At 52.3% G+C, this 13237-nt stretch carries 8 protein-coding genes and 1 pseudogene; 5 read left to right on the forward strand and 4 right to left on the reverse strand.

Features of this window, described 5'->3' with window-relative positions; translation table 11 throughout:
- Nucleotides 1–43: 43 nt before the first annotated feature.
- The 4 genes from JMI88_RS13910 to JMI88_RS13925 form a co-directional block, all read right to left on the reverse strand.
- Nucleotides 44–1780: a lipopolysaccharide biosynthesis protein gene (locus JMI88_RS13910; RefSeq protein WP_201362469.1), complete on the reverse strand. Its 1737-nt coding sequence runs from the start codon at nt 1778–1780 to the stop codon at nt 44–46.
- Nucleotides 1767–3236, reverse strand: coding sequence for an O-antigen ligase family protein (locus tag JMI88_RS13915; RefSeq protein WP_201362470.1), 1470 nt, complete (start codon nt 3234–3236; stop codon nt 1767–1769). Before JMI88_RS13915 ends, JMI88_RS13910 begins: the two co-directional genes overlap by 14 nt.
- 93 nt (nt 3237–3329) lie before the next feature.
- Nucleotides 3330–4991 (reverse strand): polysaccharide biosynthesis tyrosine autokinase, encoded by a 1662-nt coding sequence (locus JMI88_RS13920; protein ID WP_201362471.1) that lies wholly within the window; start codon nt 4989–4991, stop codon nt 3330–3332.
- Between the two features lie 35 nt (nt 4992–5026).
- Nucleotides 5027–6481: an exopolysaccharide biosynthesis polyprenyl glycosylphosphotransferase gene (locus tag JMI88_RS13925; RefSeq protein WP_201362472.1), complete on the reverse strand. Its 1455-nt coding sequence runs from the start codon at nt 6479–6481 to the stop codon at nt 5027–5029.
- Nucleotides 6482–6650: 169 nt separating this feature from the next.
- Here JMI88_RS13925 and JMI88_RS13930 point away from each other — a divergent pair, with 169 nt between their 5' ends.
- From JMI88_RS13930 to JMI88_RS13950, 5 genes and pseudogenes are all read left to right on the forward strand, one after another.
- Nucleotides 6651–6986 (forward strand): DUF2171 domain-containing protein, encoded by a 336-nt coding sequence (locus JMI88_RS13930; protein WP_201362473.1) that lies wholly within the window; start codon nt 6651–6653, stop codon nt 6984–6986.
- Nucleotides 6987–7446: 460 nt separating this feature from the next.
- Nucleotides 7447–8562: a sigma-70 family RNA polymerase sigma factor gene (locus JMI88_RS13935; protein WP_201362474.1), complete on the forward strand. Its 1116-nt coding sequence runs from the start codon at nt 7447–7449 to the stop codon at nt 8560–8562.
- Between the two features lie 465 nt (nt 8563–9027).
- Nucleotides 9028–10315 (forward strand): annotated as a pseudogene (gene iscB, locus JMI88_RS13940) (RNA-guided endonuclease IscB); the annotation flags it as partial.
- A 36-nt stretch (nt 10316–10351) separates the two neighbouring features.
- Nucleotides 10352–12076, forward strand: coding sequence for an ArnT family glycosyltransferase (locus tag JMI88_RS13945; protein ID WP_268905996.1), 1725 nt, complete (start codon nt 10352–10354; stop codon nt 12074–12076).
- A gap of 3 nt (nt 12077–12079) precedes the next feature.
- Nucleotides 12080–13231, forward strand: coding sequence for a mannosyltransferase family protein (locus tag JMI88_RS13950; protein ID WP_201362477.1), 1152 nt, complete (start codon nt 12080–12082; stop codon nt 13229–13231).
- Nucleotides 13232–13237 lie beyond the last annotated feature (6 nt).

Below are 13237 nucleotides of genomic sequence, written 5' to 3' on the forward strand. Positions count from 1 at the left end.
TCCTTTCTTCCTCACACAGAGGATGCGTCTCAGTAGAGACGTATCAGTGCTTATCCTTCCTGGCACTCACCAGGCTCAACAGCCACAGCGAGAGCGCATAGCAGCCAATCAAGCCGCAGGTGAATAGCCAGTGGAAGAACGGCTGCTGCAGAGGAAGCAACCATTGATACAGGGCATAATAGAATCCGCCCACCAGCAATCCAAGGGCGCATACATCGAGGTCAAGTGGGGTGGGATAGAGGCGCTGATTGACCAGGTAAGCCAGCAATGCCAGGATAACGTATGCCAGCAGGGTTGAACCAGCTGCCCCCATGACCCCAAAAACCGGAATAAAGAGACAATTGCCACCCAGATTGACGAGTGCAGCCAGCGGAAGCAATATCACATTAAAGCGCAACCTGCCTCGCAAAGTGATACCCAGGTTGAAGAATTCAAAAAGCCCGAAGAACAGGTTGGAAAGCGCAATCAAAGGGACTATCGGCGCGGCCAGTGTATATGGCGATGGAAAAAACAGGTGCAAGATATCGTTAGCCAGCAAGGAAACCCCAAAGACCATCAATAGCAGGACGAGGCAATACCAGCGAAAAATCAGGCGAAACAGCTCCGGAGCACGCGACTTGCGAGCAACAACGTGAAGCGCAGAATACCAGGCCAGCGAGAAGGGCGCGATCACCAGCGGACCAATAATATTGCCCAGTGTATAGGCGATTGAGTAGCTAGCCGCCTGGGGAAGCGTCCCAAATGCCAGCAGGAAATAGCGATCCGAAAGCTGGAGCACCCAGACGGAGAACAATCCGGGCAGCGTTGATAACCCATAGGCCAGCAATTGAGAGGCAAACGACCAACTGACGTGCCACTGCATACGGTAGTTAAGCAGAGGCAACGAACAAAGCAGCACGCCAGCATACCCCCCACAGGCCGCTACCAGGACACCGGAATTACCCCATTGCCAGGCGCCAACTAGCAGAAGCGTAAGTCCCAGATTGAGCAGCAAGTTAAGAAGTGAGAGCGCAACGAATGCCAGCGCCCGCCCCTGCGCACGCAGCCAGGTAAAAGCAGGAAACGTCATATTCTGTAGTAACAGAAGCAGCGCAGCCAGGCGAAATAGCATTTCTCCGTCAACACTGTGTAACAGCAGGCGAGAAAGCCAGGGAGCCAGAATGGCCAGTAGAGCGGCAACACACAGGGAAAAGGATACCAACAGCATGATCAGGGTCGTAAACAAGGCATGGCGCTCACGCGAACCTGAAACGTTTTGATGATACAGGCGCACAAAGGATGATCCCAGGCCCAGTTGTGCCAGAGGTCCCACCAAAGCCAGCGTAGTGTTCAGCAGCGTCAGGACACCATAGTCCAGCGCCGAAAGGTTGCGTGTCAGAAAAGGCGTTAGCAGTAGTGAGAAGAGAGGCGACAAACACGAGGCGATAGCATAGATACCCGAGTCGCGCAAGAACATACGCAGAAGAAACGGGCGCGCCTCGCTGGCATCCAATGGCGCAGGCATATGCTTCAGCTGCTCAAGGTCTTTAACAGCAGGGATCAGCCAGGTCGGCTGCTGCTCAATGATAAAGCCAGCGGCCGACAGGTCAGGGATAACCAGATCTATAGTCGCGGGTATATCATGAGCCTGAGACACAGTAAACTCTGGTGCGGCCTCAGCGAATAAGGCAGTCGGATCTTTCAAAAGCATAGCACGCCGTCGCAGGCCATCACGTCGCGACCGCTGTGGTTCTAGATATGCCCTATTCTCTTGAGGCAATAGTGAATTATGCATCGACATGTCTCGCCTCCCGCTCCACTGGCTGGTCAATATTTCGTGCAGGTAGCGCACCCAACAGAGGTGAAGCCACCGCGCCCAGCACTAACCAGCCCATTGGAGCCAGCGCAAAATGGGTCCAGCCATTAATACTGATACTATTGATGCTCAACGTCATACTGGCAGCAATGCCCGCCCCAAGCAGTGGCCGCTCGTCTAAAGCTGCCCGACGCCAATTATTCCAGGACTGCCCGAACGCGTTCAGAAGCAACAACATAAACACAGCCAGAACCGGCAATCCGGCCATGGAAGCCCATTCCAGGTAGGAATCATGCGGGTGAGAGAGCAAGACAAACTGCTCAGGAACGCGATAGGCATTGGAAGTAATCAGGTAGGCTTGATGACCAAGGCCCACCCCAAGCCAGGGATAGGCCTGGATTACGCGTAACGCGGTATGCCAGGCCGCCACACGGAGCGAGAGCTCATTGTCAGCACCGGCATGTCGCAGTTGTAGGGCAAGCTGGCCAGGAAAGAACCAGGCTAACGAAACAAGCGAGCAAGCAGCAATCAACAAGATGCTCAGACGATAGCGCGTATGACCAACCAGGTAGAGGAACACTCCCAGGCCAAACAGAAAAGCCAGCCAGGACCCGGTACTGTATGTACACATCAGAGCTAGCACAAGCAAGGACAGCGCCAATGCCCAGCACAACTTCTGCCACCACCGTCGGCTGGTCACCAATAGTCCCAGAGGGAGGAAGGCAAGCATAGCAAAGAAAGCTCCATTCCAATTTGGGTCGATAAAAAAAGAGCCAGCCCGGTGCGTATCACTATCTAAGAGTTGGTAGTAGGCCACATCTGTACGCGACAGGAAATCATCCACCCGTGACGACGCGAACAGAATCGTACCAGTCATACTCTGGAAGAGGGTGTGCAAGGCCAGCAAAACGGCCAGCAAAGTGAAAAGCTGGAAGAAGCGCCGCAAGCTGGCCACATCATGGCCTACCAGCAATCCCAGCCAGTACATTAGCAACGCACCCAGAATATCACTGGGATAAAAAGAGGCGGCATCATAGAGCATCAGTGAACCGCCGCGAAACGCCGGATAGAGCGTCAACACCAGAAAGATGCTCCAGAGTCCAACTCCGCGCGGTCGCGTCCAGGGATGCTGCGCGGACCGCAACAGATAGCACAGCAGCAAGAAGACAATGGCGAGTATAGGGACAACGAGATGAAAACCCAGATACCAATCCAGGTAGAGGTGGAGCGCAACCAGCAAGACAACCATGAGCGCATCCAGGCGCAACGCTCCCACGATCCCCAGCAAAAGAGCGCCCATAACGGCAGCAAAAGCCAGGGGACCCAGCCAGACCAATAATCCTCCAATGATTGGCATTCCCCCCACTAAACCGAGCAACAACTTCGCTGAACCACACTGATAGACAGCGACAACATAGAACCGCCCCACACGACTACTCATCCAACCTCCAATAAACCATCCATGAATATACACAGCCAGAAACAAACAGCACCACCAGCCACATACTTGAGCAATCACGCAGCCAGGCACAGACTAACGCATCGGCATTGGATGGTGCTGGTGGACCGCAGTAGAAACGGCCGAGGCTTCCCGCATCTGTCCAGTAGGACGATAGCGAGCGTGGAGCGAATAAGGGAACTGGCTGCCACGGCTAGGATATTTATTCACCACGCAGCCAACGACGCGCGAGCCCGCCTGCAAAAAACGTGACCGCATCTGGCGTAATTGTGGCTTACGAACATGATTAAGATCGGCAACCACAATGGTTCCATCTACTTTTGTCGACAACACAATCGACTCCGAGAGGCCCAGCAGAGGAGAAGTATCAAAAATAATTACCTCTGCGTCACAGCTATGGAGAGCCTGCAAAAAACGGTTCATTGCCCGGGATTCCAGTAATTCCGCTGGATTTGGTGGCAAAGGACCAGAAGACATCACGCGCAGGTTGGGCGTACTGGTGGGGTGAATATAGGCATCCAATGAAATCGAACGGGGATCGACAACAGAGTGGAATATACGCTGCGGGTGAGCCTGAAAATCAGGCATACTGCAGGCGAGAATGGCATTGCTCAATCCAGGCTTATCAGCAGGAAGATCAAATTTTTCATGCAGGGTAGGGCATAACAGATCAGCATCGATCAACAAGGTATTCTTACCGGCCAGAGCCATGAAAATAGCCAGGTTGGCCGCAACCGTACTCTTCCCCTCTCGAGGAAGGGCGCTGGTAACCATCAGATAGCGTAAAGGCTTATCCACGCCAGCAAAGCCAATGCTCGAACGTAAAATCCGATAGGCCTCCCCGTTCGCAGTATGGTCCCCAGGATAGATCGATGCTCCCTTGGTGTTATGTTCCAACCAGGTGAGTGCCAGAACAGGCCAGGACAGAAACTGCTGCAACTCTTCGCTAGAATGCACATGTTGATCCACATGGGCCAGCAGCAAGATCAAAGAGAAGCCCAACAAGAGGCCAACGATCGAGCCAGCGGCGGTATTCAACGCGATATCTGGTTGAATCGGTGCAGACGCGGCCTGCGCAGGCTGCACAATCAGCAGAAAACCACTGCGCTGAGCCTCAGATAACTTCTGTTGAACCAGGGCTGACTGCCACTGGTTATAATGCTGCTCCAGGGTTGTCAATTGTTCGGAAAAATTGTCAGCCTGGCCTTTAGCGGCAGCAGAGGCACGCTGACTCTTCACCACATTGATCTGCCGCAGCGTAGTAGTAATCTCTTGCTGCAATTGCTGCTGGGATGCCTGATTCTCCTGTTGCCGTGCACGCTCCTGGTGACGAATAAAAGTCCGGGCCAGATCATTAGCCAGGCGAGCAGCGCGGCGCGCATCAGTATCCAGAACCGTAAGCTCAAACAGTTGCGTATTGAGCTTGACACTGGAAGAAACCATCTTGCTCAGCTGAGCAGCCGTCAAACCAGCATAGTGGCTGGCAACCTCCTGCACAACTGGATCGCTAACCGCCAGTTGCGATTCGGTCTGCACTAATTGATTGCTCGCCAGTAGATCATTGATATCACTTTGATTATTGCCTGAATGGATAGCAACCTGCAGCAACACGCTAGAGCGATACACCGGTGTCATAAACAGACTGACCACTAACGCCCCGGAACTCACCAACAGCAGACAGAGCAACAGCAACGGCCAGCGACGCACGAAAATGATCCAATATTGTCCAAACGTCATCACACCCCCCTCTTGTAGTAAGCTCCAGCCATGAGCTAGCGACCGGAGCACCACAGCACCTCGACAACAGTTTGCAGCAGAATAGACACATCCAACGTAAACGATTGATGCTGAATATAATAGAGATCATATTGTAGCTTCACAGCTGCATCCTCATATGAACTGGCATAGGGCATCTTGACCTGAGCCCAACCAGTCAGGCCTGGCTTGGCCGTCAAGCGACAATGAAACACAGGAAGCGCCTGTTCCAATTGAGACACGAACATGGGGCGCTCGGGGCGAGGTCCAATCAAACTCATCTCCCCACGCAGAATATTCAGCACCTGCGGTAACTCATCCAGATGGGTGGCACGCAAGATGCGACCAACGCGCGTCACACGGCTATCGTGCAGGCTGGCCCAGGCCTCTCCATAAAGTTCAGCATTCACGCGCATCGAGCGAAATTTCAACATACGAAAACAGCGCCCATAATGTCCCATTCGTTCCTGGCAATAAAAAACCGGGCCTGGCGAATCCAAACAGATAAAAAGGGCAAACAGTGGTAGCAAACACAGCAACAAAGTCAACCCAACCACACCAAAGCAGAGATCCAGGGCACGACGCCAGCACTGATAAGCCAGAGGCATCCGATAACGATAGACCTGCTTCACCAGCTTCCATACGTCAGAGTCCTGCAGCAGAAAACACTTTCCGGCCATGCACTCGTAGAAATCCGCCAGAGAAAAAATCTGCACTCCTTGAGCCTGCGCCTCCATTAAAACTGGATAGAAAACCAGATCCCCATAGCACTCGGGCGACACCACCAGCAGATCCACCAGACCAGACGCGATCAGATCGCGCAGGATGACGCTACCACCCAGTACTGGCCAGGAAAACCGATCATGATCGGCACATATATACTCATCAACGTAGCCGAGGATAGTTAACCCGCATTTCTCCGACCGGCAAAGCTCATTTAGCACCGCATCAGACACAGTACTGGCACCCACAACTACTGTCAGTGGTTGAAACAGAAAAAGTTTCAGCAGTGAAGCATAGCAGGCGCGCCAGAGACCAAAGATGGGCAAAAGGATAAAAGCGAAGGGCAGCAAAATCGACAGGCTGGCGAAGACATCACCTTGAAAAAAGAGGCTTAAAAACAGCAACCAGCATGCCAGCATCGCACCCAACACGCAAAAGATAGCCAGTGCCCCTCGACGATACGAGAGCATATAAAGCTGAGCATAAGGACGTACGTGGTGCAGGGCAACCAACCAGGCCAGGCATCCCTGCGCCTCCCAGAAAAACGGATTCCAGGCAAACGATGCCGGATTATGAACTATAGGAAATTGAGGGCGATCAATGGAAACCAGAAACAATGCATACGACAATGTAAACAAGAAGATCAACGTGTCGCCCCCGACCAGAAGCCAGCGCCAATACCTGGCGGTCCAGCGTCGTTTACGTGGCAGCAGAAGATCATACAAAGGCTTAAAAAGAGAAACAGCCATTCACAACCTCCCGAAAAAACTGTGTTTTACGCGCTCACCTAAACGATACTTTTAAGCATACCAAAAACGGAAATCTGGCTTGTGAGTTTTTCGTGAGGTTTACGTGAAACTTTCCAACAAAGCAAGACGTGAAAATAGATAAATCATAGAGCAGAGAAAGAGGAGACATATGGCAGAGTTTACTCAACAAAATGTGCATAAACATATGACGGTCTATTCGTCAGACAACAAGAAACTAGGTCATGTAGGCGAAGCTTATGAAGACTCGTTTGTAGTACATAAAGGTTTTATCTTTACAAAAGACCGCTATATTCCCTACAGCGCGATTCAGCAGATAGAAGGCGATACAATCCACCTCCAATTAACCGCTGATGAAGCACAGGAAAAAGAATGGACCAAACGGCCGGATTATGAGGATCATCTAGGAGATCCAACCCAGCTATTTTATGATCGTGGACACGGAGTGCATGATCCATTTGACGAAGAAAAACCCGATCGTCCCTAAGCATAGTCCTCTATCGCACCCTACGGCGGCGGCATCTGTTCCCACTCAATCAGTAAAATTCTCTACCCATCGCAAGGCCAACCGATGTCGCTCCAGGGCCTTTGCTTCCATTCTGTGAGTAGATTGAAGCATAGCAATACACAAAGCATGTTTAGAAATAAAGCTATGTTAACTCAACTTTCTATCAATAAATCACTCGATACGCGAAAAGACACATGTAGGCAAACAGAATATACAGTCAGAACCTGAGACTATTTAAGGTGATCACCTGATGTTACTTAAACATGGGATTCTCTAAAATAAAGCTAAAGATAGTACAGAATGATGGACACGTACGCGCGACACAGAAACATGCAACAAACCATGTGTACAGCGCTGCCTGTGAGTATAAACCACGAGGCCATACGGAGTCCGACGCTGATTTTGTCGGTAAGTTTCCTCCTGAAGGGAGCGTGGAATTATGGCGATTGAAAACCCTGTCAGAGAAGACCAGAGGAACATGCGTACCACAACAGTAGAACAAATCACCCGGTCTCCCCGACCCAGACGCAAGGCTGGTAAAAGCCCGTCTCAGCCAGTGACCGAGCGCAATACAGAGCCTCTTGGCGAGATAGATCTGGTATTGGATGAGGAAGAGACCGTGAATGAACTACTCGAAGATGATGAGATAGAGGGTAGGGAAGCAGGTGTTCTAGAAGAGATCTCTCCTCGCCGTAGAGAAGGTGGGATCACCGGGACAAAGAGTGCCTCCGGGTCTGAAGATGCTTTTCAGAGCTACCTACGCGATATCCGTCGTCACGGTCTGATTACGCATGAAGAAGAGATAGAGCTAGCACGCCGTGCCGCGGCCGGCGATACGGATGCGCGCCGCACTTTGATTGAATCCAACCTGCGCCTGGTTATCGCGATCGCCCGGCGCTACACCAGTACTGGAGTGCCCCTGGTTGACTTAATCCAGGAAGGCAACATGGGGCTGATGCGTGCCGCGGAAAAATTTGATTACGAACGTGGCTGCCACTTTGGCACATATGCGACCTGGTGGATTCGCCAGGCAGTAAGCCGTGCCGCTGGCGAGCAATCCCGCATGATTCACCTGCCAGAGCATGTCGCAACCCGATTACGCAAAGTACGTCGTGTGGCTGCCCAGCTCTCGCAAGAAAATGGTCTGGACCCGCTGCCAGAAGATATCGCGGCAGCCTGTAATATAGATGTCAATGAAGTCGCGGACCTGCTTGGTGTCATCGAGCAGCCTGTCTCGCTGGATGCTCCTGTGGATGAAGAGGCCCGCTATTCCCTGGCTGATACGCTGGAAGATTGCACTACGCCAGCACCGGCGGATACCGCATCACAGCATCTACTGGGTGAAGAACTCCATCGAGCACTCGCTTTTCTCACACCTCGCGAACGTGCCGTAATCACATTACGCTACGGTATTGGAGATGGGAGAAGTCGCACACTACTAGAGGTAGGCAAAGAGCTCGGCATATCGCGCGAGCGCGTGCGCCAGCTAGAGGTGGTCGCTCTGATGAAACTGCGGGGCATGAGCGCCAGCATTTCTCTGCGCGAATGCGTCTGACATACTCACCTTATGGGAACCTATTGTAAGGTTCCCTTTTTGTCGCCTGACATCATTCCTCACAATTTCCTCACAACGTGCGCAGTACTAGATTGCTCGACGCTCAGCGCCGCGTTATGATATACTAGCCCGCGATCACAAGAAGTATTCCAGCATCTTGTATACTCTCGTACAAACCTGCTCACTACACTCACGGGGGAATTGTCAGGAACCCCACGCGCATAAATGCGAGGGCTTGTGAAAGCAAGCCCGTACCTGACCAGACTCAGTTATGTATGTAACTACGTTACGAGCGAAATAGGTACGTTGGGGTGCTTTCCAGCCTCAACCTCTACGGCACAGCATTAAACAGGTGTATAGGGTTAAGCCAGTGTGTTGTGCGATAAACCGCTTGATAACATTGTCGAGGAACACATCACCCTAGCGATAGGAGGCTCTGAAAAGAGCAAGGAGGTATCTTTATCTTTGTCCAAAGTATTCATTGTTGATACCAATCGCAAACCATTAAACCCGGTGCATCCTGGTTACGCACGTCTCTTGTTAAAACAAGGAAAGGCAGCAGTCTACAGAAGGTATCCGTTTACATTGATTTTAAAACGGGAGGTAGAACAGCCGCATGTGCAACCGCTCAGAATCAAGCTTGATCCGGGCTCAAAAACGACTGGTATTGCGATTGTCAATGATGCTAGTAGAGAAGTGGTATTCGCGGCGGAGCTCACCCATCGCGGACAGGTGATCAAGGCCAGCCTGGACGATCGACGCTCCGTTCGCCGGAGCCGGAGGCAGCGCAAGACCCGCTATCGAAAGGCCCGCTGGCAGAATCGCCGCATCAAGAAGGGGTGGCTCCCACCATCGCTTCGCAGTCGTATTGAGAACATCCTCACCTGGGTTCGTCGCCTTGCCCTGCTCTGTTCCGTGACCGCTCTCAGCATGGAGCTGGTCCGTTTCGACATGCAGCTCATGGAGAACCCGAACATTTCTGGCGTGGAATATCAGCAGGGCACGTTGATGGGCTATGAAGTCCGCGAGTACCTGCTAGAGAAATGGGAACGGCGGTGCGCCTATTGTGGGGCAACAGATGTTCCCCTGCAAATCGAACACATTCATCCACGTACGAAGGGAGGAACGAATCGGATAAGCAATCTCACCCTCGCCTGTGAACGCTGTAATCAGGAGAAAGGGGCACAAGACATCACCGATTTTCTCAAGAAGAAACCCGATGTGCTGGCACGTATCCTCAAGCAGGCACGGCAACCTCTCAAGGATGCCGCAGCCGTGAACACCACGCGTTGGGCGCTCTTGGATCGACTGAAAGCAACGGGGTTGCCCGTTGAAACCGGCTCGGGTGGACTCACCAAGTTCAATCGGTCACAGCGCAAGATTCCCAAAACCCATTGGAGTGACGCCGCATGTGTTGGAAAAAGCACACCGGAGGTGCTCAAGATGAAAGGCATGATTCCCCTGCTCATCAAAGCCACCGGACATGGGAGACGACAGATGTGTGTCACAGATGCCTACGGTTTTCCCAAGCAACACAAACAACGACAGGGCTCATTCCAGGGCTATCGAACCGGAGATATGGTAAAGGCGATCACCCCGAAAGGGACGTTTCAAGGGCGTATTGCCATCCGTTATCGCCCGTCTTTCCGGCTGGGAAAAGGAGACATTCATCCTAAATATATGCGCCGTCTCCACCGAGTTGACGGCTATGAGTATGCTCAAGAAAGGAGTGCGTGATGCTCCTCCCCATGGGGAAACCGAGAGGTACCCGCATCACGCGAATTTTATGATGGGTACCAGGCTAGATCTCACAACTGGAGACAACACACCTCAAGCATCGGGTCCAACGCCAGCGTCAACCTCAACGCGCCGTACTCCTACGTTCGATATACTTTTCCTCATTGGGCTGGTTATTGTAGCGTTTATACCGCGCCTGATCCTGGCACGCCAATTGGATGTCGTAACCGATGAGGTTGTTTATATTTTAGGTGGCAAGGTCTATTTGCCACTCATTACGCATGCGAACATCACCTCAAGCCAATGGGTAACTTTCAACTATGAGCATCCACCATTGGTCAAAATGTTGATGGGTTTCTCACTGGCTTTCAATAACATTCTGGGACATCCATTGAGCGAGTTGCTGGCTGGACGACTGCCCAGCATAGTGATGGGAACATTGCTGGTGGCTGCGGTTTACTGGCTCGGGCGCGCGCCCTTTGGCCGCACCATCGCGCTGATCGCGGCGCTAAGCCTGGCCGTCAGCCCATGGCTGGTATATTTCAGCGCACTCGCCTACCTGGATATGACCATGACAACGTTTGTGACGATCGCCTTCTTAACTCTCTGGCATGCGATTCGTCGTCCCTGGCTCTTCCCGATCCTTGCCCTTCTTGTCGGACTGGGAGCAGCCAGTAAATATACTGCAGTCCTGGTCATACCTGGCATTGTTTTATTTACCGCCTATTACTATTTCCTGTTACGTCCAACCATGCCAGCCGAACAGCGGCCCGTCCTGCCCTGGAAATGGTGGTTGATAGCGATCCTGATCGCACCGGCCGCCTTCTTGATTGCCGACCCGGCCATCTGGCTCAATCCAATTGGACGCCTTGTCCATAGCTTTACTTTTGAGTGGAACCACTCTGCCAATGGACACCCAACCTTCATTGCCGGACAATACTACACTCATGTACCCCACTGGTCCATCATCTACATCATTTTCACCAAAATGAGCGCGTTTCTCACTATACCGGCCGCACTCTTCGTCATAGTGGCACTCGTGCAGCTGGTACGTTTTCATCTGCGCAACATTCAGATGGAGACCACTAAAGCCGCCAGCGATGCCTACCTGGTCATCTGGCTGCTCAGTGTCCTGGGTATGTTCAGTGTGCTCAACATTGTAGTCGGTACCCATTACCACCTGCCGCTGGCTCCATCGGTGGCCATTGCAGGTGTCAGCGGGCTGGCAATGATTATTGGTGCCATTGTCCGGTTAGTAAGCAGAAAACAGACCACACAGGCAGAAACCGCCGCTGGCCGCCCAGCCATCAGCAAACCTGCCATCATTATTCCGGCAATCATCCTGGCGCTCCTTGCCATTGGACCCCACCTGCTCGGATTAACTACAGTCTACGGGACCGAGGGTTATACAAATGAGTTTTTCCAGAACGATGAAAACGCGACCATGCAGGTAGCATATCCTGGCTATCGCGAGGCGCTGCAATGGCTAGAAGATAATCATCACAGTAACACTAGCGTCGGGCTCATCTCAATTCCAGGCACACTCAATGGCTATAGCCCTGCCGCCAACTGGTTCCACTATAATACGGATATAGCCCAGCACTTTCAATTGAAAGAGGCCCACCCGCAAGATAGTAGTTATGCCAGTTATCAATACCTGGTCTGGCCCAAGCACCTGGTGCAGCGCGGCTATCCCTTACCAGCCGGAGCCAGTGTGATTCATACCATCACAGGAGGCAATACGATCTATTGCTATATCCTGGAGGTCAAGCAATAACTTATGGAACAGCGCCCAACACGAGATATACTCTGGCTCTTCGCAGGCACCCGGCTCCTTTTGGTGGCTATTACCTATATCGCCTACATCTTGCTGACGGCTGAAAAGTATTCAGATACGCCAGTCAATGTGGCGGCCCTATTCAGTACATGGAACCACTGGGATGCGGCCAACTATGCACACATTGCACAGTATGGCTATCAGACGATCGATAATCTGGCCTTCTTTCCTTTGCTGCCATTATTGATCGCTGGCGGCGCCCGCCTGCTGGGTGGAGGAGACTGGAGCTATATCTTTGTGGGTATGTTCATCAGCAATCTTGCGCTGCTAGGCACCCTCTTTATCATCTACTCCCTGGCAGTTGATCTAGTCGGTCACGAGCTTTCGCAGCGCACCTTGCTCTACCTATGCATCTTTCCCACCGCCTTTTTCTTTTTCGCCGCCTACAACGAATCACTCTACCTGCTCTTTGCGGCAGGAACATTCCTGGCGCTGAAGCGACAAAAGTGGTGGCTGGCCGGCCTACTCGGCATGCTGGCAGCGCTCACGCGCTCGGTCGGGATCTTATTGGTCGTGCCGTATCTCTATGAACTGTGGGAGCAACGATCCTATATCCTGACAAGGCGCAGCACATTGGTTATAAGTCTGGCAGCACTCATGTTGATCCCACTAGGGACACTCCTCTATGCTGGCTATAACTGGTATGCCTTTGGCAATCCGCTAGCCTTTGTCAGCGTGCAAGCCATCTGGTCGCGCCACACCACCTGGCCCTGGATGGGCCTCTTCCAGGCCTTCTGGGCGCTCTTCTTCTATCACCAGCAAGGATTTGGCTCCTCGAACCAGGCACACTTGCTACTGGATCTCAGCGCCACCCTGGGCTTTATCGCCCTGGTTGTGATCGGCTGGCGCAAGCTACCAAAAAGCTATAGCCTCTGGATGGCCGTTTTCTTGCTATATATCCTGCTTAATCCAGCCCAGAAGCCGGATATACTACTGTCAAATCAACGTTTTGTGCTGGAAATGTTTCCAGCTTTTATCACATTAGCAATCCTGAGCAAGCGCTCGCCTCGCTTGCATTATGCCCTACTGCTACTCTTTCCTACCCTGCAGGCGGTGCTTGGAATTGCCTTTATCATGAACCGATGGGTAGTTTAAACACTG

The organism is Dictyobacter formicarum (assembly GCF_016587435.1).

Bases quoted from the DNA above. Each gene is read 5' to 3' on its own strand.
- JMI88_RS13910 (WP_201362469.1), bottom strand. From the start codon at position 1,780: ATGTCGATGCATAATTCACTATTGCCTCAAGAGAATAGGGCATATCTA.
- JMI88_RS13915 (WP_201362470.1), bottom strand. From the start codon at position 3,236: ATGAGTAGTCGTGTGGGGCGGTTCTATGTTGTCGCTGTCTATCAGTGT.
- JMI88_RS13920 (WP_201362471.1), bottom strand. From the start codon at position 4,991: ATGACGTTTGGACAATATTGGATCATTTTCGTGCGTCGCTGGCCGTTG.
- JMI88_RS13925 (WP_201362472.1), bottom strand. From the start codon at position 6,481: ATGGCTGTTTCTCTTTTTAAGCCTTTGTATGATCTTCTGCTGCCACGT.
- JMI88_RS13930 (WP_201362473.1), top strand. From the start codon at position 6,651: ATGGCAGAGTTTACTCAACAAAATGTGCATAAACATATGACGGTCTAT.
- JMI88_RS13935 (WP_201362474.1), top strand. From the start codon at position 7,447: ATGGCGATTGAAAACCCTGTCAGAGAAGACCAGAGGAACATGCGTACC.
- JMI88_RS13945 (WP_268905996.1), top strand. From the start codon at position 10,352: ATGGGTACCAGGCTAGATCTCACAACTGGAGACAACACACCTCAAGCA.
- JMI88_RS13950 (WP_201362477.1), top strand. From the start codon at position 12,080: ATGGAACAGCGCCCAACACGAGATATACTCTGGCTCTTCGCAGGCACC.